We start from the raw sequence: 22429 nt of genomic DNA, 5'->3' as shown, positions 1-22429 counted from the left end.
GCGAGACAGGCGAGACCCTGCAGGAGCAAAGCGACGAAGCGGCTCGGCGCTCGCCCCACGGAAAGCGAAGTGTATTTCCGGAACGGTAGAGCAATTTTATCATTTCTAGTTACGTCGATTTTGTATCAATTCTGACATTTGAATATTCAGCAATATTATGAAGTGGCAGACAAATTAGATAAGCCAGATAATTCATAATTCTGTCAGAGGATATAAAACTCTAGTATGATGTAAATAGTAAACATAAAAACAAAGAGGAGAATACAATGATGCAAAAAAATTATAGTCAAACATGGGATTTAGACTCGATCTTCTCAGGTGGTAGTGAGTCCAAATCATTTAATACTTACATACAAGTAGTTGGTGAAAGTCTAAATAAATTAGTGGATTCCATAAAAGAGTTGGATATCCCTAAGCATACTAGTGATGTAACAGGCTTAGAAAATGTAGTTGAATTATTAGGGCAATCGATGAAACAAGTGAGTGAAATGTCAGCTTTCATTAGTTGTTTACTAGCCCAAGATGTTCATGACAAACATGCCCGACTATTGATTGGGAAAAGAAATGAACTAAATGCAAGATTTACAACAGGTCTTACCTTATTAGATCAAAAACTTGTCCTTATCCCTGAAAATACTTGGCGTGAACTTTTAGAACAACCAATGTTTGAAGAATATTCTTTTGTATTAAATGAACGAAGAATATTAGCGAAGGACAAACTACCATCTGAACAAGAAGTGTTGTTGAATGATCTGTCTATTGATGGATACCATGCATGGGGTGAAATGTATGACACCATTGTTGGAAGATTGAACGTGGAAATTCAAGATCAAGAGGAACGTAAGGTTTTATCTGTAGGCCAAGCAGCAAATGAATTGAGTGATCCGATTAGAGCAAAGCGAAAGAATGCATTTGAAGCGTTAGAAAAGGTATGGTCACAAGATAGTGATTTATTTAGTGAAACGTTAAATCATTTGGCTGGTTTTCGTTTACAAACCTATAAACATCGGGGGTGGGATCATGTGTTAAGCGAGCCACTTCGTTATAATCGGATGAGTGAAAGAACGCTACATGCGATGTGGGAAGCGATAACAAACAACAAAGCACCATTTGTATCCTACTTAAAAAGAAAAGCAGAACTTATCGGTGTTGACAAACTTAGTTGGTACGATTTAGAAGCTCCTATTTCAACATCAACTAAAAAGATTTCTTACGATGAAGCTGCTAGGATGATTGTGGAACAATTTAGTTTGTTTAGCACAAAGATGGCTTCATTTGCACATAAAGCTTTTGATCAACGTTGGATTGAGGCAGAAGACCGTCCAGGAAAACGACCTGGTGGATTCTGTACGAGTTTTCCTGATAGTAAACAGACTAGGATTTTTATGACGTATGCTGGTAGCTCATCAAGCGTCGCTACACTAGCACATGAACTTGGGCATGGATACCATCAACACGTTATGGATGAGCTTGGAGCTCTTAACCAGAATTATGCTATGAATGTTGCAGAAACGGCATCGACATTTGCTGAAATGATTATAGCTGATGCTGCGGTTAGAAATGCGTCAAACGATGAAGAGAAGGTTGCTTTATTAGAAGATAAAATTCAACGTAGTGTTGCTTTCTTTATGAACATACATGCGCGGTTTTTATTTGAAAAGAGATTCTATGAGGAGCGAAAACAAGGTGTCGTATCGGCACAAAGGTTGAATGAATTAATGGAAGAGGCACAAAAAGAAGCTTATTGTAATGAGTTAGAGACATATGATCCAACTTTCTGGGCTTCTAAACTTCATTTTCATATTACGGATGTACCATTTTATAATTTCCCATACACGTTTGGATACTTGTTTAGTTTAGGAATATACGCGGAAGCAATAGAGTCTAAAGAAGATTTTGAATCCTCCTATAATGCATTGTTAAAAGATACTGGAAGGATGACGGTGGAGCAATTAGCAGAAAAACATTTGAATGTCAGGTTGGATCAATTAGATTTCTGGGAGAAAGGGATCCAATTATGTATAGCAGATGTAGAAGAATTTCTTCGTTTAACCGAAAAATAATAGAAAAAGACTTTCTACGGAAAGTCTTTTTCTATTGTAGCCTAAAATTATATATCGTTCTTTAATCTTTGGAATGCCCGTTTCAAAGGAAGAGGGGACAATGGTGAATGAAAAGTAAAGACACCTTGATTTGTATGTAAATAAAGTAAATATTCATCCACAGATAGTAATTTAAAAGAAAGGTCATGAACATCGGCTAAATTGAATTTATGTTTATTCGAATGAATAGTGTCTGGATGTAACTCCAAAAAAAGTGTGTTTTTCGATATAACTTGTTCATTATTAACAATTTCACGCTGGACCGTATAGTAGGGGTGTGAACATATAGCGGGCACTTAGATACCTCCTTGCATAAGATTACATATATTAGTCTACCTCAGCAGAACTATTTCATTTATGGGTGCATTTCACGATTCCTTGAATAGAATAATACTAGAGGTGATGTAAGTGAGTGAAATATTATTGGTTGCGATCGATGAATCACAGCAATCCCTAAAGGCAATTGATTACTCGGTAAAATTAGCAGGTGCATCCAATTTTACCATAGTACTGTTACATGTCCAACCAAAGATAAGCACATATTATGCAAATAAGAAAATTGGAAAAAGTAATTTGTTGAAACATAAAGAAGAAGAAGCCATGAAGATTTTAGAAAAAGGGAAAAACCATATTAGAGAAGAAGTTCAGGTACAAGCAAAGTGGAGGCTTGGCATTACCGCTCGCGAGATCTGTGCAGAAGCAAGAGAGATACAGGCAATTGGTATTATTATGGGAACGAAAACGATGAAAAAAGTAAAGGGAAGGTTACTTGGTAGCACGTGTCATAGTGTGATATGCGGTTCGCCTTGTCCAGTCACAGTTGTAAGTTAGTTATTATTGTAATTAATCGCTTTATCTATTCGATGAAGTGATTTTTTTTATGGCTTACTTTCAGTAACGTCACCCATAATCCACATGTGCATAGACTATAGCACAGTTAAATAATTTGACTGATTGAATATGGAGGGGATGAAACGTGGAGTTAAGCCTTTCTCATTGGTTATATGGTTTTTTTACTCTAGCGATTATCATAACGATGATCTTCCGTAGAGGTGTTGTACTCCCTACTTTACTAGGCACATTTATTGTTGCTTGGGTTTATCAAGGTAGTATTGTAGATGGTTTTACTGCGATATTCAATGCGAACCTTGTAGCTGCAAAAGAATTATTTAATATCTTTTTGATTATTACATTTATGGTAGCTTTACTTCACTCATTGAAAGATCTCGGTGCAGATAAACGTATGATTCAACCAATTCAAAAAATGATGGTAAATGGTCACGTTGCCTTTTGGGTATTAATTGTTGTCACGTATGTAATCTCTCTGTTCTTTTGGCCTACACCTGCAGTTCCTTTAATTTGCGCATTATTAGTACCAGCAGCAATTAGAGCTGGGCTACCAGCAATGGTCGCTGCTATGGCGGTTGCGCTTGCAGGTCAAGGAATGGCTTTATCTTCCGACTATATCATTCAAGTAGCACCAGGATTATCGGCAAAAGCAGCTGGAGTGGATACGTCTACATTAGTAGACCAAGCGTTAATTCTATCCTTAATTACAGGTGGAATTGCAATTTCACTTGCTTATTTATTTAACCGTAAAAATATTCGTGGAAAAGACAGCCCTGAAATTGAGCGAGAATTAGCTATTATGCAAGGATTAGATGAAGAAAATAAGAAAAAAACAGAAAGTAATAATTTACCTCTATGGAGTAAAGTATTTGCTGTGTTGGTTCCCGTTTCTATGTTGATTGTTATGATTTACATGGTTTCAACGAAGTTAACTGCTGGTAGAATGGAAATGGGAGGATATGAAGGTGGAGACGGTGCTGCTTTTATTGGTGGAGTCGCTGTTATCCTTCTCTTACTATCTACGGTGGCTTTTGGTAAACATCGTTCACTAGATTATATCAGTGAGCATATTATTGATGGATTTGTATTTGCTTTTAAAGCAATGGGGCCGGTTATTCCAATTGCAGGATTTTTCTTCTTAGGTAGTTCTGACTTTTCGAGTAGTATTTTAGCTATTGGGGAAGATCGTGAAGCGCCAGGATTGCTCTTTGATTTAGTGCAATCTTCTCAGCAATTCCTTCCGGAAAATGCTGTGCTAGTTGCAATTAGTATATTAATTATAGGAATTATTACTGGATTGGACGGTTCTGGTTTTTCTGGTTTACCGCTAACTGGAGCTTTATCAGGCGCACTATCAAATGGAACTGTAGAACCATCCACTCTAGCGGCAATTGGTCAAATGGGCTCAATTTGGACTGGGGGAGGAACTATTATTGCATGGTCTTCTCTTGTTGCAGTCGCAGGCTTTTGTGGTGTCCCTGTAATGGAACTTGTTCGTAAAAATTTCTTTCCTGTAATCATTGGACTCGTGATATCCACCTTGTTAGCCTTAATTATCTTTTAAAATTTCTCACATCACATAAACACTGAGTCATTCTTCTTGGACTCAGTGTTTATTGTTAATAAATAAATCTTACTATGTGAGCATGGTTAGGTTAATGTGTTAATATGGTCATAATTAGAAGGAACATGAAAGGATGAAATAATGGTATGAGGGCATTTGTTCATGAAGGAAACGCAATTAACTATACAGCCATAGAGGATCCTGTTGTGAAAAGTGGACAAGTATTAATTCGTATGAAGGTGTCAGGATTAAACCACAGGGATTTAAAAATACCACAAAGACGTGGAGACGATCGAACACCACTAATATTAGGATCAGATGGTGCAGGAATCATTGAGGAAGTGGGAGACGCAGTAACTAATTACGCTATTGGAGATGAGGTAATCATTAACCCAGGATTAGGATGGAAAGAAAATAGTGATGCTCCTCCTGAAGGTTTTCAGATTGTGGGGATGCCAGATCATGGTACGTTTGCAGAGAAGATGGTAATCGAAGCGGATTACATAGAAAAGAAACCCAGTCATCTAACATGGGAACAAGCAGGGGTACTTGCATTGTCTGCATTAACTGGTTATCGTGCTCTTTTTACGAAAGCACAAGTGAAAAAAGGGGACACTGTTTTTATTCCTGGTGCAGGTAGTGGTGTTGCTACTTTTATTCTACAGTTTGCTAAGGCTGTTGGAGCAAGAGTTATTGTATCCTCTAGAAGTGAAGAAAAAAGAGATAAAGCAGTTTCGCTTGGGGCTGTTCTGGCCATTGATACAAACGAAAACTGGCATGAACAACTTCGCAATGAAATGATTGATGTAGTCATAGATAGCGTGGGAAGTGCTACTTTCAACCGGTCACTTGCTGTTTTAAAAAAAGGAGGGAAGCTCGTAACGTTTGGTTCTTCTACAGAGGATGAAGTCACCTTGAACCTAAGGCAATTCTTCTATGGTCAGTACCAATTGCTTGGTTCAACCATGGGGAGTAGGCAGGAATTAAGAGAGATGCTTGAATTTGTTGACAAGCATCAAATAAAACCTGTAGTAGATGCAGTCTTCCAATTAACTGAAGCCAAAAAGGCATTTGATTATTTACAAGAGAGTAAACAATTTGGAAAAATTGCGATACAAATCTCACCCATTTAAGTGAGGTGTTAGAAGATTATTCTTTGTGTACTTTTGTTTTGCTAGTTCATTTTCTGTGGACAATGCGAAAAGTTCCAAGTCTGCCTGACACTTCTTTAAAGTAGCGAATAATAGTGGTCTCTCCTGCTGGGAGGCCACTTGCAATTGATCGTTAAAAAGATCAACCGTTAATTATCCGTAACCGTCTACTTGAGCAATATACGCATTTTCTATGGAAACCCCTGGTTTGTCTATAGAGAAATTAAGAATGGAATGATGAACCAAATACTAAGGCCAACAAGGCCATTAGTAAGTGGAATTAGTCCAACTGATACTCCTGCAGTAATAAATGCAATTACTAAACCCGCTAAGTATTCAAAGACACTTAGTTTGGATAATTGTTTCTTTCCATTAACTTTAGCTACAAGGAGGATAACGACAATAAAACTTATAGATCGAATGACAATAGATAACCATTCTGGCATATGGATACTCTTTAGACTTAAAATCCTTTGTATTGTTCTTCTTCCCGTTCCAACTCTCCGACCCGTTTGTATAGTTCTTTTTGAATATCGTGCATGATTTCCATTGTTTCATGGAAGTCTTGCTGCGATTATTTTTAGATTGCATAGCTATACGAGATAATGATGCTTCCATATTTTTCACGATAGCCAGGCATTGCTTTACTTGAGATCCGACAGTCAAGAATGTTCAAGCCCCCTTACCCTTTTGGTTTAAACAACAGTGCACCGATCATACCGAAAATAATAGCTGATGAAATCCCTGAACTTGTAATCTCGAACATGCCGGTAATGACTCCAATTAGACCATGTTTTTTAGACTCCTGCATCGCCCCTTGAACTAAGGAGTTTCCAAAGCTTGTGATTGGAACGGTTGCACCTGCACCTGCGAAGTCTATAAGTTTTTCGTATAATCCAAAACCTGCCAATATTGCGCCAATTACTACTAAAGTACTTAACGTATGTCCTGGTGTTAATTTAAAGACATCAAACATGATCTGACCAATGACACAGATAATACCTCCTACGATAAAAGCCCACAGGAAAACCATATTTAAACACCTCCATTTTCAATCGAAACAGCATGCGCAATACATGGGATGCTTTGATTTTGTTGCGAAGTAAGGGGGGAGAGAAGTGCTCCTGTAGCGACGACGAGAATTCGGTTTAACTCTCCTTTTTTCATCCTGTTTAAAAAGTGACCATACGTAACTACAGCAGAACAACCTGCACCACTAGCCCCAGCTAATACGGGTTGATCTTCTTTGTAGATTGTTAATCCACAATCGACGAACTGCTCTTCGTTAATGTGTGTTCCATTCTTTTTTAAAAGATCTAGAGCAATTTCACGACCAATATGAGCTAAGTCTCCAGTAATGATTAGATCATAATAGGAGGAATCGACACCCCGTTCTTTTAAGTGTGCTTCGATTGTGTCTACTGCAGCAGGAGCCATTGCAGCACCCATATTAAAAGGGTCACTCATACCCATATCTATTACTTTTCCAATGGTGGCAGAGGTAACTTTGGGACCATCCCCTTTGTTGCTAAGTAGAGCTGCTCCACCTCCTGTAACGGTCCATTGTGCAGTTGGTGGTTTTTGTCCTCCATATTCAGTAGGATATCTAAATTGCTTTTCTACGGCTGCATTGTGGCTTGATGCACCTGTTAGTACATAATCTGCTCCATTTCCATTTATTAAAAATGCACTTAAGGCTAAGCCCTCCATAGAGGTTGAACACGCTCCAAAAAGTCCTAAGTAGGGAGCACCGAGCGTTTTAGCAGCAAAACTAGTTGGAGTGATTTGGTTTATTAAGTCTCCACCTAAGAAAAATTGTACTTGATCTTTCTGTATTCCTGCCTTCTCAATAGCTTTTTGACAAGCTTCATCCATCAGTAATTTATGTGCTTTTTCAAATGAATCCTGTTTCATCCACAAGTCGTCATGTAATAAATCAAAATCACTTGGGATATTCCCGTTTGCTTCAAATGGTCCACCAACGGTTCCTGTAGAGATAATGACAGGTTGGTGATTAAATAACCATGTACGATGTCCTGCTAACACCTAAAAACCTCCCCATTGTATTAGGATTGTTTTTACTAATGAAATAATAAATGCTGAAAAGACGCCAAATAAAATGACAGATCCAGCTAGTTTAAACATATTACCTCCAACACCTAAGACGAACCCCTCTGTTCGGTGCTCAATTGCAGCAGAAATAACAGCATTACCAAAACCCGAAACGGGAACAGCAGTCCCTGCACCTGCAAATTGGGCGAAATGATCGTAAACACCAAATCCAGTTAATAGCATCGTTATGAAAATAATCGTGGCGACAGTGGGGTTACCGACTGTCTGTTCTGTGAAGTTAAAGAAATGCATATAAAAAGTGGAGATTGCTTGTCCAAATGCACAAATGGACCCACCTACAAAAAAAGCTTTTATGCAGTTCTTAACAACGGGCCGTTTTACTTCCCTCTTTTTTGCAAAGGCTTGGTATTGTTGCTGGGTAGGTGTGAGGTTTTTCTTCTTGTTGTTCGACATACAAACCACCTCTTTCAATCAAGCAGTATCTTTCATTAATTTTTGTATTTTCTTAAAATCCTTTTTAAGTTTGTCTTTAGATACGTTATTTTCTTGAATTTTTTTCTCTAACTCATCTAGTTCTATAAAAATCTTCTGATCCGATGAAACGTCGATTTTTACATTAGGATACTCTTTTTCTAAACTTTTTTTCATTTCATTTTCCAGGTCCTGCTCATTAAATTGTTCCATTTGAGTGACCTTAATTGCCAATAATAAATCTTTATCCGTGTTTACTCCGCGAACACCTATGATTTCTTCCTTTGCTTGAAGCATTTCTTTTGCAGTGTTCGCTATAGCCTGACTAATTGGAGAATTATTACTGATTTTTGTAATGTTTTCATCATTATCTTTCCTAGTAATGCGAGTATCATTCTCATTAGATTGACAAGCCGTAAGTATAATTATTAAACCTAACATAATAAAAAATAATTTTTTGGAAGCCAATTAATATCACCTACATTATGATTTGTTTTATAAGAAAAGATTGGAAAAATCAACCTTTTCAATTTATTACTGTTTATATTGTGGTTCTTCTGCTTCAATCTCATTCACTCTTGGTGACAAGTTGTTTAAAATCGTTTGTGTTTGTTGAGCAGCATCTTGGTACATTTGTTTTGCTTGTTGATTTTTTGTTTGTAATGCAATTGTTTCCAAGCTAGCTTGCGCACTTTTTAAACCAGCTAATGTTTGCTTCGCTTGGCTCGCTACAGTCATTTGAGTTCCTCCTTCGTTCTCTTTGCAGTTTAGGATGAGATGATTTTATCTTCTTTATTCTGTAAAAAAATTGCCAAGAATTAAAGAAGTGGTATTTAGTTTCCAATTTTTATAAAAAATTGAAACTTATTTTGTATTCAAAACGTCTTACTATATAAAGGGAATTAAAAGGGGGGATTGTGGATTGAAAAAAGTAATAGGGATAACTATCGGTATAATCTTGCTTGGAACCATTGGGTTTTATTGGATGGTCGAAAGCACAAACGCAAAATTAGTAGAGCCGATTAAAATAAAAGAAGAGTTTGAAGAATTTATTGTACATATTAGAGTAGAGAATATTGATGAAGGTATTAAAATTCTTAGATCATTGGAATATAGAGGGGAAGAACCAGTCACAATCGAGCACAGAACTCCATTAACTTCTGTCGATATTAGCAAAAACAACAACGATTTTACGGGAAGTTTCGTAACCAAAAACCTAAACGCTGGAGACATTTATCGCCCACAAGAACCTAAAGTCTACGAATCACCCTCCAAAGGGAAATATACATTGCATATGCACACCCAATTCTTTATAGATGGAGAACCGATCAACATTACTTCTGAGGAAGAAGTTGTATTTGAATAGTTTATCCTGTATTAAAAAAGCTCTTACAAAAGTAAGAGCTTCTATTATCTTCTATTATATTGCTTTGACTGTATAAATGGGCCAACATCTGTTCTTTTTTCATTAGAGAGTACACGAACCATTTGCTTGGTCCAAGAGTCTATCCTTTTATTCGATGAACGATTTTCATAATACTGCTTAATAGTCTGATCAAATTCTTCCAGTTCTGTTCCTAATTTTGATTTATCTACATAGTTGTCTTCAAAATAAAATGCTTCTTTTGGAAGACGTGGCTTTGTTTCAGGCGAGTGATTTGGCACACCAATTGCTAGACCAAATAAAGGGATAACGTGTTGAGGTAAATCAAACGTATCGTTAACTAGTTGTATATTATTTCTAATACTTCCTATATAACAAATGCCTAATCCTAGAGATTCAGCCGCAATCGCAGCATTTTGTGCAGCTAAAGCAGCGTCAATCGATGCAACTAGAAAATGCTCTGTATTCTCCAAATTTGGTAACATCGATTCATATTGCTTGTCATCTGCATGAATACTATTTCGGTATAGATCTGCACAAAATAACAAAAGATGACCATTTTCTTGCACATAAGGTTGATTCGAAATCTCAGCTAATATTTTTTTCTTCCTCTGATCTTTCACACCAATGATGGAGAAGGCCATCATATAACTAGATGTGGAAGCACGACTGGCGGCATCTACTATTGTATTTATTTGCTCATCGCCCAATTTTTCTGCTTTAAATTTACGAATAGATCTGTGTTGTAATATAGTTTCAATTGTACTATTCATCCAATACTCCTTTACCTATATGGCTTTAATTATTTTCAAATGAAATACTAATATCTTTAGTATCTCGTTCTGATTCCATCCATTTTATTAATTCTGATGAGTCAGGAGAATCGATATTTGGAAGTGAGACAGACAGTGTTGAGGAATCGTTCCAATCAATGGACGCTATATGCCATTGGTAATTAGATGAAATTTCTTTATGTTGTGTCGGGTGAATGGGAACAAATTCTTCTAAATCAATCGTGACCACTTTATGTTTTACTACGGATGTATCAGCTACCTTTTTGTTAAAAACAAACAATAGTTTACTGTAATCGGGAGAAGGAAGGACTTTTTCAAAAGTTGCAAGGTCTGCTAATAAGTATGATCGTCCGTCTTCTGTTTGATCAAGTAGGAGATATGAGCACGAATTTTCAAAGCAAGAAAATTGTAATAGATATAACGTCTCATGATTAGGAATATTCAATGGTCGAAGACGCATCTTTCGAATTTCTTGTTTTGGATTTTCTACTCCAACAAGGTAACTTTTTAATATCCCAATATGTTCTAAGTTAATGGTTACTTTTTCATTAGGGATTTGAAATTCTAATAATAGTTCTTTGTTTTCCTCGTCCTCGTCATCTTCTAATTCGTTTTCAATTAATGCGATCTTTTGTGTAGTAGTTTGCTCATCTGATTCTACTTTTGTAATTGTTGGGGATCCTTTTGAACAAGCAGTAAGTACAAATAATAATATTATAATTACCCAAAGAACGTTCTTCATAGAAAACAACCCCTGTTATTTTTTAGAGTCCTATATATGTTAGTGGTATATAGAACTATCATACTTTTAGCATATATTTATATTATACTAGATTCGGTACCAATTCAAAATAACCTCCCATTCATTGTTAATAATCATTGTTATATGGAAAAATACTATGTAAAAATTTATTTTCATTATATTTAAGCTTTTTTTCATTAATAAAGACTGCTACAGTAAATATGTAAGATCAGTCTTAAAAATGTAGTAAATCTTCATGTTAGTCTGAATTTAACTAATAACATAGTTTATCGTGCTTGCTTTTCATGCTTTCAGTATTAATATACGAGGGAGGTAGGAATATGAAGACATTCAAATTGATTGCGCTAGAAGTATTCGAAGAATCTGGAGAAAACAAGCTAAGTCACCCCATACCACTATTAGATGGATTAATCATTGATCGTGAAGATGAAATAAATCAATGGGTGATTGAAGCCTTGCTTAAACGTTCACAACTTGATTTCTTTAACCAGCTACAAAAGAATAAACCTTTTATGGTACAAGTCAAAATAACAAAAGATAGTAATCGACCTGCAACTTTTGTTGTAACTATTTTAACGATTAATGAAATCGATGATCATATTAGTATTCTGTTATTAGGAACTCTGGCTGACCAAAAGAAAGGGGTGTTTGAAAAAAGGTTAGCAACTTTAATTGATAAAGGATATGAAGGTAGTGAGTTACTTGATAAATTCAAAGATAGTGTATAATCATAAGAAAGTCGGGCAGCAATGCCCGACTTTCTTGGTCATATATTTATTTTGATTTAAGAATAAAAAGCAGCACCAACGATTATGAGTAAGATAAATAGTACGACAATTAGTGCAAAGGAATTACCGGATCCACCAACATATCCTCCACATTGATTTCCATAACCATATCCACCATAAGGGTAGCCGTATCCATAGTGTGACATTACATACTCACCTCCTGAAAGATTACACTATTACTATATGGGAGATGAGTAAAATGTGTATAGACATTCACCCAGTTTTTCGATAACTTTCTAATCTATATGAAAAAGACATTAGCCTTATTGTTGTGCTAATGTCTTATCACCATTAATTATTTTTAATTGATCATTTTCGTAACCGATATAGAAAGTGTGCTCCCGAACTTCTTTATTTGTTTGCTGGTTTGCATTTCTTATTGTGTTTTCTGCAACAAGCGTTACTTTCACTTGATTTTCGTTCTCTAAATAATTACTGTCCATATTGGAAATTTTCGTATCAACTATATGAATATAACCACTACGGAAAGACTGATAATTTGTCTTCGTTTGCCATTCACTTCCTAATAAAGCGTAGGCGTTAATATAATCACGTATCGCTAAACTATCAAAAAAGTAATTGATAATGTATTTAGCATCATCTTCTAATTGCGTTGGATTGGGGTGGTCGATAGACATAGAATCTGAATATACTAAATCTTGATCTTTAGCTTGATTTGACCACTTATTAACTTGATCTAAAACTTTATGGATTGGAATACTAAATCCTATCCCTCCCTCTTCAGCACCAGCGGAGTTAATTGCAATTACTTTCCCAGTATTTCTACTGATAAGCGGACCGCCGCTATTCCCATTTGTAATATTAGCTGATATTTGGTAAACATTTTCATAATCAAATCCGTCTATTGAAAATGTTCGATTTGTGCCAGAAACTATCCCAAGCGTGACAGAATTTTGAAATCCAAGTGGACTACCTACTGCAATTATTTCATCACCAATTTCTGCGTCATATGCATCATCGACTATAGCAGGGGATTGATTTGCCAATTGCGGTACACGAATCACTGCGATATCTGTTTTGTCACCAACTCCTACAATCGCTGCTGGATATGTTTGAGCATTGGCCATTTTAATTGTGATGTATGTAGCATCTTTTACTACGTGTGCGTTTGTTATGATGTCACCTTTATTATTATATAAAAATCCCGATCCGATCTTATTACTTGTTTCTGTGGATGCTTCAATTTGTACAACGTTTTTTTGAGCCTCATGAATTATAGATTTTAAATCTTTATTCCCCTCGGCTTCTGTTACTTGCGTAACTAGTGTATTCTTAACTGAAATGGATTCTTGTTTCCACTGGCTCTGAATAAATATCATAGCTCCAATACTAAGAGCTATAATTACTAAACTAAATAGGATAGGAAGAATTATATGTTTCTGTATCATTGTCTCACTCCAAGTTATTAATCAAGAAACCATTTAATCTTCTCGATTTTTACTTTTAATTGTTCATTTTTCTTTATATCTTCATCAAAATGAGTAAACTCAAACTTTCCTTCCTCGTCGGGATACAACGTGTCTGGATAAACGTAAACTTCATTTGATGTAATTACTTCATCATCACTGTTTAATAACATATACTCTACGGAGATCGAGTTAATTGGAACAGTGGCTACACTTTGAATTTTTCCAGATACCACTATATTGTTCTCTTCATCTTCTTCAACATTTACGTCCTCAAGTTCAACAGCATCATTCTTATTGATTTCACGTTCCTGCTCGGCTGCACTCATTGCTTGTTCTATTCTTTGTTCTAGCGCAGTCTCAAATGCTGTTTTTTCTTTTTCAATGGTTGTTTTTAAGCTTAGTAATTTTTCTGAATCAGGTGCGTACTTTATCCCTTCATCGACTATTTCTCTTGCATTAGAGAACTGTTTTTCTTTTAATTGTTCATTAGCGTTTGAAAACGCATGAGCGACAATTTTCTCTCGAATATTTGCAGCAATTTCTTGTGCTACTTCATGTTTAATAGCTTCTGCTTCCCAAAGGAGTAATTTTAATTGATCTATAGAAGGGTTGTTTTCTGTTTTTTCTCTTAATTGATTAATTTTTGTATCCGTTCTTTCTGCGACAATATCATTTACAAGATGAGATACAACGTCACCGTTATAATTCTTTATGTTGTTTTCTGCTTCATTTATTAGTGTGAAAGCTTCTTGGAATTGTCTTTTTTCTTTATAATTTTTTGCTAGAATTAGTTTGGACTGAACTTTTAAAGCGATTTCCATAAAATCTTTTGACAGAGATGCGCTCGGAAAGTTCGATTTTAGTTTATTCGCTTCTTCGAAACTTGTCATTGCTTCATGGTAGTTTCCATCAAGTGCTAACTGTTCGCCTTGTGTAAATGCTTTTTTTGCCAACTTTTCTTGATCTTCTAAGTGTAAATAATATAATCCAATTGTAATTAAACCAATGAAAATCATTACTATTGGTACATACCAGAGACGGTAATTTCTTTGAATATTCTTATGCATTCGAACATGTATATCGTCAGGAAGTTTTTTGCCACATTGTGTGCAAAAAAATTCATCTTCTTTGGTTTTTCCTCCGCAATAAGGACAGTAATGCAATATGTCACCAACTTTCATAGTTAAGCAGATTTTACGGTTATAAACATTATATTATTATAGTCTACCATATATTAAAATGAAATGATCGAGTAAATCATGTGTATTTATCTGAGTGTTTTTGTTAAAATAATAAAGAGTGTACTACATAACATGTATACAGCAATTAACGTAATCATAAAAAAAGGTTATACTTTATTGGAGGTTTATTAATGGAAACGATATTCGGTCTTGTATGTATGTTGATTTTAGTCGTTTATATTGGCTTTTGTGTGTTCGATAGAGGATGAGAAGACAGTGTACACTGTCTTCTTTTTTTTTACTGCGTACGTGATAAAGAAGTAAAAGGATGTATGATATACTCTGATCGCCCAACAATTTCATCCATCTTGATAAAACCTAAGCCGGTTCTACTATCCTTACTGACCATGCGATTATCGCCCATAACAAAGTAACTATCTTGCGGAACTACAATAGGACCATAATCGGTTGTTTCTTCTCTTTTATTCTTTTGTATAAATAACTGTTGGTAAATTTCTCCGTTTATATAAAGCTTTTGTTCTTTTATTTGAACACGATCACCTGGTACACCAATAATTCTTTTTACATATTTCTTTATGGGACGATCGATCATCACAATATCTCCCCGTTTTGGCTCATCTATAATATAAGCTAATTTATTGAATATCACTCGTTCACCATCCTTAATCGTTGGAGCCATACTTTCACCTTGAACTTGAGAAGTGGGGAAGAAGAATGTGTGTAAGCATAAAACAAGACCAAATATAATAGCAATCGAAAAGAGCAATAACTTTGTTCGCTTTATTCTTATTGGTAATCTCAATGACAAACTCCTTTCAAACGATATTCTACATTATTGATACATTAGACTAACTTTTTAACTATAGTCATAATGTCTTTTCTATCATTTTATACATATAAGTAAAGTCAATTTTATTGAAAGCTTTTTCTTCTATAATACTTTATCTTTCTGCATTACATATGTCTAATGATACGTAAAAAAGAGTGTATATTTGTCCAATTGTAGCTTTAATCATTTGTATTGTAAATGATTTGGTTGTGATTCTCCACACTAGTCCATATTACATCTCTCTCTAAACCAATTAGGAAACAAAAGGGGAACTATATTTGTTCCAATATTTTACACATAAACAGATTAATGCTATTATATAGAAACAAAAGGGGAAATTGTTGCATTTATCTAAGTCGAATTATGTCGATTTTTCTTTTGTAATCATAGCTTTTTTCGCGTATGTTGTCTAATTTTGCGATTGTCTTTACTTGTTTTCTTTTGTTTGGGATAATATAAATCATTCGTATTCAAGAAAAAACAACGTGGGTATTTTTGCCTAAAAATGAAACAATTTTTACCGCTCGTTATATAAAAATTTAATGGTGATCCGACATATAATAAGTCACACTTTTAGGGGGTAACCCGGTATATGGTACATAAACCAAATAATCTACTTGAAAAAATTGAACTATTGCGGAAACGAATGACTGAGGTTGCTTTAAAGAAAGGCTTTACTAGTGACGAATCCATTTTTTTAAGTCAAGAGTTAGACAGATTACTAAATTTATATGATGAACATAAATTCAAAAAGAAATGAAAAAATACATACGAAAAAAGAGGATGGACGATTTTATGTCCATCCTCTTTTCGTAATAAAAAGAGTTAATAATAAAGATAAGTAAAGCCTATATTTATTTTCCCTCAAGGTATTGTTCAAGCCTGTCCATACCTTTTTGTAATGTTTCTAAACTATATGCATAAGAAAGACGTAGATAACCTTGTCCAAAGGAAGAAAATGCATCTCCTGGAACTAGTGCTAATTTCGCATTGTTGACTAGTTCGACGGCTAATTCGAATGATGTTTTTGTGTTGGGCAATTTAATGAAGAAATAAAAAGCTCCATCTGGTTTTATCACTTCAATATCTAATCTTTTTAACCTTTGATAAACATAATCTCGTCGTTCTAAATAGTTTTCTTTCATTATATTCGAGTCATGTAGTCCATTGGTAAGCGCCTCTAAGGCGGCGTATTGACTTATAGATGAGGCACAAGAAACGTTGTATTGGTGCACTTTCAAAATGTGTTTTGTCAACCACTCTGGTGCCAATAAAAAGCCAATCCTCCAACCAGTCATCGAATGAGATTTAGATACGCCATTGATAATAATCGTTTTCTCCCTTATTTCAGAAAATGTTCCAATGGAAACGTGTTCTTGTTCGTACACTAACTCACTATAAATTTCGTCAGCAAGAATAAATACATCTTCTTCTTGTAGTTCCGTAGCAATTGCTTGTAATTCCTCTCTTGTTAGCGTTATTCCAGTCGGGTTAGATGGGTATGGTAATATTACACATTTTGTTCGTTTTGTCATATGCTTACGAATAAGATCACTGGTTAGCTTGAATCCATTTTCACGTGTGTCTACATAAATAGGAATCCCTCCAGCAAGTCTAATCAACGGTTCGTATCCTGGATAGACTGGGCCAGGTAAGATTACTTCATCACCGGTTTGAATTATTGTACGTAAAGTTATATCGATTGCTTGCGAAGCTCCAACAGTAACGATTATTTCATTATCTGGGTCATATTTTATATTGTATTTTTGATTGCAAAAATCTGCAATTGCGTATCTAAGAGTTGGTATTCCTGCATTATGCGTGTATGTAGTAAGGTTTTGGTCTATAGAACGCTTTGCAGCTTCTTTTACATGGTCAGGTGTATGAAAGTCGGGTTGACCAATCGTAAGGGATAACACATCCTCTTTATTTGCTACGAGATTGAAAAACTTTCTAATACCTGAAATTTCTAAGTTTCTTACATTAGAATTAATCAAATGATTCATAAATATCCTCCATTTCGACAGTTAACAAAAAGTTCACGCAATTTTGATTTATTTGAATTCATATGTAGGTTATAATTACATTGATAAAAAATAAGGAGTGTACCGTTATGAGACAACGTAAAATCACTTTCGAACAGCTCGTTGAAAAAAATAAACAAGAATTAATAAATGATAAACACGCAATGAAGCAAATTGAGCAACAAGTTGAAGCAAGGCAAATGAATACGAATAACAAAATAAATGAAAAAAAGATATATTGAGCATACCATATTCCTAAACGGAACAAAATAAAATAAAATTACTAAAATCCTTACACTACTTAGTGAGGATTTTTTACAAATCATATTTATATGACCTTATTAATAAAAAGTCAATGTGTATGAAATGAATGAAAGGGACTTAATCTTGTATAATAGAGAGAACACTTATATTGAAAGAAGGTTTTTAGTTGGAACAAACAGGTTTAATTTTAGAAGGTGGGGGAATGAGGGGGGCCTACACAGCTGGTGTCCTAGATTTTTTTCATGATCAAGATTTATTTTTCCCTTATGTCGTTGGTTCATCTGCAGGGGCGTGTAATGGAAGCTCCTATATGGCAAAACAGAGAGGTAGAAACTATAAAGTCCTCGTTGAATACGGTGACCATCCAGAATACATTTCCTATACAAGGGCTTTACGAAAAAAAGAATTGTTTGGAATGGACTTTCTTTTTGATACACTTCCTAACAAATTAGTGCCATTTGATTATAAGGAATTCATGGTAAAAAACAGTAAGTTTGTTGTCAGTGCTACTGATGCGAATTCTGGTGAAGCTGTATATTATGATCGTTTTGCGACGAAACAAGACTTAATGACAGTAGTTCGCGCTTCCAGTTCTATCCCTATGTTTGCTCCATTGGTAACTTATAATGGGAGAAATTTAATGGATGGAGGTATAGCAGATCCAATTCCTATCTTACCTTCGATAAGGGAAGGAAATACCAAACATGTTGTTGTGTTGACCCGAAATGAGGGGTATCTGAAAAAACCATTTAAGTTTGGATGGTTAATGAAGCGAATGTATAAAGACTACCCCGGTCTTGTTCGATCTGTAGAAAATAGAAGCATGATCTATAATAATACAATAGAAACGTTAACAGAGATGGAACGACGAAACGAAGTATTTATTATCAGACCAAATCAACCACTAGAGGTGAGTAGGATTGAGCGGAATAAAGAAAAATTAGCCGCTCTATATCATCAAGGTTACCAAGATGCTGAACAATTAGGAGACAAGCTTTTTGCTTTCTTGAATGTACAAAAACAAATCCCTCATGCCCAATTGTAATGGGTAGGGGATCTGTTCTTTTAAAGGTTCGTTAGGATACGAATTTCTTAAACAGAATATTATTTTCAAGATGTATATGCTGAAAAGTATTGGACTCTAACTCTTTTAATCTTGCATACGTAATACGATAAGAGTTACATGCATCTATTGGTGGCTCAAACCCATTGGTTAGATTATTTATTTGTGAAAGGAGTTCTCCTGCTGCTACATGCTCTTTTTCCATGTCCTTGTTAAGCTCCTGTATCTTAGCAAAAGTAGTTGGTGTTTGAGCAATTTCATATTCCTTAATTAAAGGAAACAATTCATTTTCTTCTTCGATAATATGTGATTCTAGTTCTGCCTTTAGTTCGTTATACACACTATATAGTTCTTTTAAATGCGGATGTTGGTTCCCGTGTACCCTAAAAATCTTTGTTACGAACTGACCTAATGCTGGCAATTCTTCATCTAGATAGTGGTGGTGTTCCATAATATGATCTATTAATTGTGTGTTTGAAATAGAGTCCCAATCTACTACGGCGTTTCCGTTCTCTTTCCATTGTTTATAAGCATCATTTATAATCCTTAGAATTTCATCTCCATCAAGACTTTCTCTTTTAATGAAAACGTCCCTTAATGGTGTATCTCCTCCACAACAAAAGTCAATTTTATGTGATTTAAAGAGATCACTTGCTCTCGGGAATAGTTTCACAACCTCCGCTGGTGAGTGATCATAAGTAAATGTTAACATATAAAAACCTCCTTAAAATGTACCTAAATCATATCTAATTCTACCAGCCTATATGGTGAGCTATATCACAGTTTACATGTGATTCTTCTCATGCTAAAAATTTGTATTGCTATAAGTATAATAGATTTGGATTTAGGTAAACCTCTAAGTAATAGAAGTTTTAAATAGCGGAAAGTGTAAGAAGGGAGGAGTGCTAAATGTATATTGGTACAGGAAATGAGCCAAATGAAGGTGTACTAGGTTTAGTAAAAGTCTCACAACTAGTTCCTTTTGGTATAACAGAGAATCATTTATTCTTTATTGTTGGATTATTGGGTGTAGTTGTATGTTATTACTTGTTATATCCTATCCTTAATTTATTGGTATTACTAAAGTGGAGTAGTTTACTAACGTACATATTTGGAGGATTATTTTTTCTAATAATTATTGGACTTTATACTATTCTACAACACGCTCATTATTTGGGGTCTATTGACATTTCTAAACTAGGAAATGTCGTGTTAGGGATTACTTTCTTTGGCGCTGTTTTGTTTATTATTCAAGTGTGTCAGAGCATCCTTACCTATATAAGGAAACAGAAGTCTAATTCTATTTAAGGAAAAAAGCAAGTCGTATTGACCTGCTTTTTTTAGTTTAATATTTATTGTTGCGGCGTGGCGTGTGATTTAGCTGTCCTAAAGATGAAGGAGTGAAGTACGAAGAATAGTTACGCTTTTGACCCATATTCTTATTTGCTTCAGGATATTTTATTCCTAGAAAGTTACTTAAGATTTTTTTTGCATAAGTTAATGACATTTTAGGTTTGGGATTACGGTAATTTTCATCTAGGTTTCCTAAGTGTTTCAATGTTTTGAAATCTTCTTTTGAAGGAGGAATATGAAAATAGTAATCACTTACTTTTATTAAAAGCGTGGAATGCTGGTGGCTTAACTTGGGGTGATCTGAAAAGTGAAGCCCAACTTTTGTTGCTTTTTTTTGGTTAAGTAGTTTTGAAATGGTCTGTTTCTTTAGTGCGTATAATTGACGTGGGTTTGGAGCTGTTTTGGCATGTCGATTAACAATAAATAATGCCTTTGCAAGCTCATTTACCTGATTATGTTCTTCATTAGTCATGTGCAGTCCTCCTTTCGCATGAATGATATTAGTAAAGAATGGGATGTATATCTTTACTAATATCGATTCCTTTGAAGTTGTTGTCAAATTAATTCATTTTTTTAATATCAGCAACTATGTCGTCCATTTCTGCTGCTTGTGTTCCATCATAACGCATGATCGCATTGCCTTCCGGTGAAACAAGATAGAATCTTGTTACATGTATGAATTGATCAGATTCAGGATCTTTCTCCACAATAGCTTTAAAAGACTTAACCGCAAATTCCTTAATCTCGTCAAATTCATAGCCAGTAAGTAAATTCCAATTATCAAAGTGTCCGCCACGGTCTTCAACATATTGTTTTAAAAGTTCAGGTGTATCATTTTCGGGATCAACAGTAAAAGACACAATTTCAACATCTAGTCCCTCATTATCTAATTTGTTTTGAAGCCTGACCAAATTGGAAGTCATTGGGGGACATACTGTTTCACAATTTGTGAAAATCATATCTGCAACCCAAAATTTACCTTCTAGTTCACTACTATCGAAGCTCTCACCATTTTGATTTGTAAAAGTGAATGGCTCGACAGGAATTGAAATATCGCCTTCGTATTTATTTCCACAAGCGGATAATAGAAATATGGTAATAGAGAGAATTACTATTATTTTTTTCAAGATGCCCACCTCACATAAATCTAATTACATACTGAAAACTATTTTAGCATTATAATATACAAAAAACTATGGAAAAAACATATTTAACTATTTCCCTTAGTAGATTGTAATGTGAAAACGGTTATCTCCGGCTTACAGAAGAAGCGATAGGGCAATCTAGTAGTACCTATTCCTCTACTAACAAATAACTGAAGTTGGTGATTATTAAATGTGTATTTGCCTTCCACATATTTCTCGGCATAATAAGGTGTGTACACGTATCCGTAAAATGGAATTTGTATTTGACCACCATGACTATGTCCTGATAACTGTACATCTACAGGGAATTGTATTACGCGATCCGCATAGTCAGGTTCATGGACTAATAGCACTGTATAGCTATCCGGGGCCACGTCTTGTAAAGTTACCTCTATATCAGGTTTACCTAAAATGGCATCATCTAATCCTGCTAATGTAATGCTTTCGTTCTTTTTAGAGATGATTGTATGTTCATTTTGTAGTAATGTAAAACCTCCTTGTTCCATAACATCTTTGATTATATCTGTTCCGTAGCCACCATGATCATGGTTACCATAAACCCAGAACTTTCCATGTGGCGCTTGAATCTTTTGTAATGATTGAACAATTGGGTCTCCCCAACCATATTTGTGAGGCATATCTACTAAATCACCAGTAAACACTACACAGTCGGGTTTCAATTTATTTAATGAATCAATCATAGAGTTAAATTGGTCAATTGTGTAATGAAATCCTATGTGTGTATCGCTAAATTGAACGATTTTGAATCCGTTAAATGTTTGGGGGATTTTAACCGAAGTTAGTGTTTTTTTAAGTATTGTAAGCATACTGGGTTCAATTTCTCTCGCGTAATAATAAGTGCCGCCGCCCGAACCTAATAAAACAACGGAGCTAGTTAAGAGTCTCTTTAAAAATGTTCGTCGATTCATGCACCCATACCTTTCCACTAAACTACTTAAATAGAATTATAGCATGACCAGGCAAAAGGAGAGAAGATGTTCAATAAAAATAATTGGATTGTATTCGTCGCAATTTTCATATACTGCGCAACAACTTCCTTACGGTCTTTTGGGGATGAGAGCTAGATCGCCGCTGCGGAAAAACACTCGCTTTCCGTGGGGAACGCTTCAGCTTCCTCGCTCGCAAAGAGCGCTCACTGCGGGATCTTCAGACTGTTCCT

General features: G+C 35.1%; 28 protein-coding genes. 10 read left to right on the top strand and 18 right to left on the bottom strand.

Annotation, left to right across the window (positions count from 1 at the left end; genetic code table 11):
• Positions 1 to 269 precede the first annotated feature (269 nt).
• The 4 genes from NYQ66_RS01025 to NYQ66_RS01010 all read left to right on the top strand — a co-directional run bounded on the left by NYQ66_RS01025 (position 270) and on the right by NYQ66_RS01010 (position 5648).
• Positions 270 to 2063, top strand: a complete 1794-nt coding sequence (locus NYQ66_RS01025) for a M3 family oligoendopeptidase (RefSeq protein ID WP_259865906.1) — start codon at positions 270 to 272, stop codon at positions 2061 to 2063.
• Positions 2064 to 2510: 447 nt separating this feature from the next.
• Complete coding sequence (locus NYQ66_RS01020; protein WP_259865904.1) at positions 2511 to 2933, top strand: universal stress protein; 423 nt, start codon at positions 2511 to 2513, stop codon at positions 2931 to 2933.
• A gap of 145 nt (positions 2934 to 3078) precedes the next feature.
• Entirely contained in the window at positions 3079 to 4515 is a 1437-nt protein-coding gene (locus NYQ66_RS01015; protein ID WP_259865902.1) for a hypothetical protein, read from the top strand.
• 146 nt (positions 4516 to 4661) lie between these two features.
• Positions 4662 to 5648, top strand: coding sequence for a zinc-binding dehydrogenase (locus tag NYQ66_RS01010; protein WP_259865900.1), 987 nt, complete (start codon positions 4662 to 4664; stop codon positions 5646 to 5648).
• Here NYQ66_RS01010 and NYQ66_RS21410 read toward each other — a convergent pair.
• The 7 genes from NYQ66_RS21410 to NYQ66_RS00980 form a co-directional block, all read right to left on the bottom strand.
• Positions 5637 to 5786, bottom strand: coding sequence for a DUF1657 domain-containing protein (locus tag NYQ66_RS21410; RefSeq protein ID WP_311201994.1), 150 nt, complete (start codon positions 5784 to 5786; stop codon positions 5637 to 5639). The two genes, NYQ66_RS01010 and NYQ66_RS21410, sit on opposite strands and share 12 nt — an antisense overlap.
• Before the next feature lie 92 nt (positions 5787 to 5878).
• The gene (locus tag NYQ66_RS21405) at positions 5879 to 6112 is read right to left on the bottom strand and encodes a DUF421 domain-containing protein (protein WP_311201993.1); all 234 of its coding nucleotides are present in this window, start codon (positions 6110 to 6112) and stop codon (positions 5879 to 5881) included.
• 236 nt (positions 6113 to 6348) lie between these two features.
• The gene (spoVAE, locus tag NYQ66_RS01000) at positions 6349 to 6699 is read right to left on the bottom strand and encodes a stage V sporulation protein AE (protein ID WP_259865898.1); all 351 of its coding nucleotides are present in this window, start codon (positions 6697 to 6699) and stop codon (positions 6349 to 6351) included.
• A gap of 2 nt (positions 6700 to 6701) precedes the next feature.
• On the bottom strand, positions 6702 to 7712 hold the full coding sequence (spoVAD, locus tag NYQ66_RS00995) for a stage V sporulation protein AD (protein ID WP_259865896.1): 1011 nt from the start codon (positions 7710 to 7712) through the stop codon (positions 6702 to 6704).
• Positions 7713 to 8192, bottom strand: coding sequence for a stage V sporulation protein AC (gene spoVAC, locus NYQ66_RS00990; protein WP_259865894.1), 480 nt, complete (start codon positions 8190 to 8192; stop codon positions 7713 to 7715).
• Between the two features lie 18 nt (positions 8193 to 8210).
• Positions 8211 to 8678: a hypothetical protein gene (locus NYQ66_RS00985; protein ID WP_259865892.1), complete on the bottom strand. Its 468-nt coding sequence runs from the start codon at positions 8676 to 8678 to the stop codon at positions 8211 to 8213.
• A gap of 66 nt (positions 8679 to 8744) precedes the next feature.
• Positions 8745 to 8948, bottom strand: coding sequence for a DUF1657 domain-containing protein (locus NYQ66_RS00980; RefSeq protein WP_259865890.1), 204 nt, complete (start codon positions 8946 to 8948; stop codon positions 8745 to 8747).
• 184 nt (positions 8949 to 9132) lie between these two features.
• On the opposite strand from NYQ66_RS00980, the gene NYQ66_RS00975 reads away from it, so the two are divergent.
• Positions 9133 to 9576: a hypothetical protein gene (locus NYQ66_RS00975; protein WP_259865888.1), complete on the top strand. Its 444-nt coding sequence runs from the start codon at positions 9133 to 9135 to the stop codon at positions 9574 to 9576.
• Between the two features lie 44 nt (positions 9577 to 9620).
• On the opposite strand, the gene nfsA is transcribed toward NYQ66_RS00975, so the two are convergent.
• Both nfsA and NYQ66_RS00965 read right to left on the bottom strand, forming a co-directional pair.
• Positions 9621 to 10367, bottom strand: a complete 747-nt coding sequence (nfsA, locus tag NYQ66_RS00970) for an oxygen-insensitive NADPH nitroreductase (protein WP_259865885.1) — start codon at positions 10365 to 10367, stop codon at positions 9621 to 9623.
• A gap of 25 nt (positions 10368 to 10392) precedes the next feature.
• Positions 10393 to 11130 carry a hypothetical protein gene (locus NYQ66_RS00965; protein WP_259865884.1) on the bottom strand — a complete coding sequence of 246 codons (738 nt, stop codon included), beginning with the start codon at positions 11128 to 11130 and terminating at the stop codon, positions 10393 to 10395.
• 341 nt (positions 11131 to 11471) lie between these two features.
• Here NYQ66_RS00965 and NYQ66_RS00960 point away from each other — a divergent pair, with 341 nt between their 5' ends.
• Positions 11472 to 11879 carry a YwpF-like family protein gene (locus NYQ66_RS00960; RefSeq protein ID WP_259865881.1) on the top strand — a complete coding sequence of 136 codons (408 nt, stop codon included), beginning with the start codon at positions 11472 to 11474 and terminating at the stop codon, positions 11877 to 11879.
• 56 nt (positions 11880 to 11935) lie between these two features.
• Here NYQ66_RS00960 and NYQ66_RS00955 read toward each other — a convergent pair whose 3' ends face one another.
• From NYQ66_RS00955 to lepB, 4 genes are all read right to left on the bottom strand, one after another.
• Positions 11936 to 12085, bottom strand: coding sequence for a YjcZ family sporulation protein (locus NYQ66_RS00955; RefSeq protein ID WP_259865879.1), 150 nt, complete (start codon positions 12083 to 12085; stop codon positions 11936 to 11938).
• A gap of 117 nt (positions 12086 to 12202) precedes the next feature.
• Positions 12203 to 13348 carry a S1C family serine protease gene (locus tag NYQ66_RS00950; RefSeq protein WP_259865877.1) on the bottom strand — a complete coding sequence of 382 codons (1146 nt, stop codon included), beginning with the start codon at positions 13346 to 13348 and terminating at the stop codon, positions 12203 to 12205.
• Between the two features lie 17 nt (positions 13349 to 13365).
• On the bottom strand, positions 13366 to 14436 hold the full coding sequence (locus NYQ66_RS00945; RefSeq protein WP_259865875.1) for a zinc ribbon domain-containing protein: 1071 nt from the start codon (positions 14434 to 14436) through the stop codon (positions 13366 to 13368).
• A gap of 412 nt (positions 14437 to 14848) precedes the next feature.
• On the bottom strand, positions 14849 to 15373 hold the full coding sequence (gene lepB / locus NYQ66_RS00940; RefSeq protein WP_259865873.1) for a signal peptidase I: 525 nt from the start codon (positions 15371 to 15373) through the stop codon (positions 14849 to 14851).
• A 619-nt stretch (positions 15374 to 15992) separates the two neighbouring features.
• Between lepB and NYQ66_RS00935 the strand changes: the two genes are divergently transcribed.
• Positions 15993 to 16160, top strand: coding sequence for an aspartyl-phosphate phosphatase Spo0E family protein (locus NYQ66_RS00935; RefSeq protein WP_259865871.1), 168 nt, complete (start codon positions 15993 to 15995; stop codon positions 16158 to 16160).
• 94 nt (positions 16161 to 16254) lie between these two features.
• On the opposite strand, the gene NYQ66_RS00930 is transcribed toward NYQ66_RS00935, so the two are convergent.
• The gene (locus NYQ66_RS00930; protein WP_259865869.1) at positions 16255 to 17406 is read right to left on the bottom strand and encodes an aminotransferase A; all 1152 of its coding nucleotides are present in this window, start codon (positions 17404 to 17406) and stop codon (positions 16255 to 16257) included.
• Between the two features lie 107 nt (positions 17407 to 17513).
• On the opposite strand from NYQ66_RS00930, the gene NYQ66_RS00925 reads away from it, so the two are divergent.
• Both NYQ66_RS00925 and NYQ66_RS00920 read left to right on the top strand, forming a co-directional pair.
• Positions 17514 to 17666 (top strand): FbpB family small basic protein, encoded by a 153-nt coding sequence (locus tag NYQ66_RS00925; RefSeq protein ID WP_259865867.1) that lies wholly within the window; start codon positions 17514 to 17516, stop codon positions 17664 to 17666.
• A 188-nt stretch (positions 17667 to 17854) separates the two neighbouring features.
• Positions 17855 to 18733 carry a patatin-like phospholipase family protein gene (locus NYQ66_RS00920; RefSeq protein ID WP_259865865.1) on the top strand — a complete coding sequence of 293 codons (879 nt, stop codon included), beginning with the start codon at positions 17855 to 17857 and terminating at the stop codon, positions 18731 to 18733.
• 31 nt (positions 18734 to 18764) lie between these two features.
• On the opposite strand, the gene ric is transcribed toward NYQ66_RS00920, so the two are convergent.
• A complete protein-coding gene (gene ric, locus NYQ66_RS00915) occupies positions 18765 to 19463 on the bottom strand; it encodes an iron-sulfur cluster repair di-iron protein (protein ID WP_259865863.1) in 699 nt (232 codons plus the stop codon).
• Positions 19464 to 19660: 197 nt separating this feature from the next.
• Between ric and NYQ66_RS00910 the strand changes: the two genes are divergently transcribed.
• Positions 19661 to 20059: a hypothetical protein gene (locus NYQ66_RS00910; protein WP_259865861.1), complete on the top strand. Its 399-nt coding sequence runs from the start codon at positions 19661 to 19663 to the stop codon at positions 20057 to 20059.
• A 37-nt stretch (positions 20060 to 20096) separates the two neighbouring features.
• On the opposite strand, the gene NYQ66_RS00905 is transcribed toward NYQ66_RS00910, so the two are convergent.
• From NYQ66_RS00905 to NYQ66_RS00895, 3 genes are all read right to left on the bottom strand, one after another.
• Entirely contained in the window at positions 20097 to 20576 is a 480-nt protein-coding gene (locus NYQ66_RS00905) for a YkyB family protein (protein WP_259865859.1), read from the bottom strand.
• Positions 20577 to 20664: 88 nt separating this feature from the next.
• Positions 20665 to 21240 (bottom strand): SCO family protein, encoded by a 576-nt coding sequence (locus NYQ66_RS00900; protein ID WP_311201992.1) that lies wholly within the window; start codon positions 21238 to 21240, stop codon positions 20665 to 20667.
• A 74-nt stretch (positions 21241 to 21314) separates the two neighbouring features.
• Positions 21315 to 22178, bottom strand: coding sequence for a metallophosphoesterase (locus NYQ66_RS00895; RefSeq protein ID WP_259865855.1), 864 nt, complete (start codon positions 22176 to 22178; stop codon positions 21315 to 21317).
• Between the last annotated feature and the right edge of the window lie 251 nt (positions 22179 to 22429).

It is taken from the genome of Aquibacillus koreensis, assembly GCF_025154055.1.
In the GTDB taxonomy this organism is placed as follows: domain Bacteria; phylum Bacillota; class Bacilli; order Bacillales; family Amphibacillaceae; genus Aquibacillus_C; species Aquibacillus_C koreensis.
This window is presented reverse-complemented; position numbering and strand designations above follow the sequence as displayed.

Excerpts from the sequence above, each read along its gene's own strand:
- NYQ66_RS01025 (WP_259865906.1), top strand. The coding sequence starts at position 270 with ATGCAAAAAAATTATAGTCAAACATGGGATTTAGACTCGATCTTCTCA.
- NYQ66_RS01010 (WP_259865900.1), top strand. The coding sequence starts at position 4,662 with ATGAGGGCATTTGTTCATGAAGGAAACGCAATTAACTATACAGCCATA.
- NYQ66_RS21405 (WP_311201993.1), bottom strand. The coding sequence starts at position 6,112 with ATGCCAGAATGGTTATCTATTGTCATTCGATCTATAAGTTTTATTGTC.
- spoVAE (WP_259865898.1), bottom strand. The coding sequence starts at position 6,699 with ATGGTTTTCCTGTGGGCTTTTATCGTAGGAGGTATTATCTGTGTCATT.
- spoVAC (WP_259865894.1), bottom strand. The coding sequence starts at position 8,192 with ATGTCGAACAACAAGAAGAAAAACCTCACACCTACCCAGCAACAATAC.
- NYQ66_RS00980 (WP_259865890.1), bottom strand. The coding sequence starts at position 8,948 with ATGACTGTAGCGAGCCAAGCGAAGCAAACATTAGCTGGTTTAAAAAGT.
- nfsA (WP_259865885.1), bottom strand. The coding sequence starts at position 10,367 with ATGAATAGTACAATTGAAACTATATTACAACACAGATCTATTCGTAAA.
- NYQ66_RS00965 (WP_259865884.1), bottom strand. The coding sequence starts at position 11,130 with ATGAAGAACGTTCTTTGGGTAATTATAATATTATTATTTGTACTTACT.
- NYQ66_RS00960 (WP_259865881.1), top strand. The coding sequence starts at position 11,472 with ATGAAGACATTCAAATTGATTGCGCTAGAAGTATTCGAAGAATCTGGA.
- NYQ66_RS00955 (WP_259865879.1), bottom strand. The coding sequence starts at position 12,085 with ATGTCACACTATGGATACGGCTACCCTTATGGTGGATATGGTTATGGA.
- NYQ66_RS00950 (WP_259865877.1), bottom strand. The coding sequence starts at position 13,348 with ATGATACAGAAACATATAATTCTTCCTATCCTATTTAGTTTAGTAATT.
- NYQ66_RS00945 (WP_259865875.1), bottom strand. The coding sequence starts at position 14,436 with ATGCATAAGAATATTCAAAGAAATTACCGTCTCTGGTATGTACCAATA.
- NYQ66_RS00935 (WP_259865871.1), top strand. The coding sequence starts at position 15,993 with ATGGTACATAAACCAAATAATCTACTTGAAAAAATTGAACTATTGCGG.
- NYQ66_RS00930 (WP_259865869.1), bottom strand. The coding sequence starts at position 17,406 with ATGAATCATTTGATTAATTCTAATGTAAGAAACTTAGAAATTTCAGGT.
- NYQ66_RS00925 (WP_259865867.1), top strand. The coding sequence starts at position 17,514 with ATGAGACAACGTAAAATCACTTTCGAACAGCTCGTTGAAAAAAATAAA.
- ric (WP_259865863.1), bottom strand. The coding sequence starts at position 19,463 with ATGTTAACATTTACTTATGATCACTCACCAGCGGAGGTTGTGAAACTA.
- NYQ66_RS00910 (WP_259865861.1), top strand. The coding sequence starts at position 19,661 with ATGTATATTGGTACAGGAAATGAGCCAAATGAAGGTGTACTAGGTTTA.
- NYQ66_RS00905 (WP_259865859.1), bottom strand. The coding sequence starts at position 20,576 with ATGACTAATGAAGAACATAATCAGGTAAATGAGCTTGCAAAGGCATTA.
- NYQ66_RS00895 (WP_259865855.1), bottom strand. The coding sequence starts at position 22,178 with ATGAATCGACGAACATTTTTAAAGAGACTCTTAACTAGCTCCGTTGTT.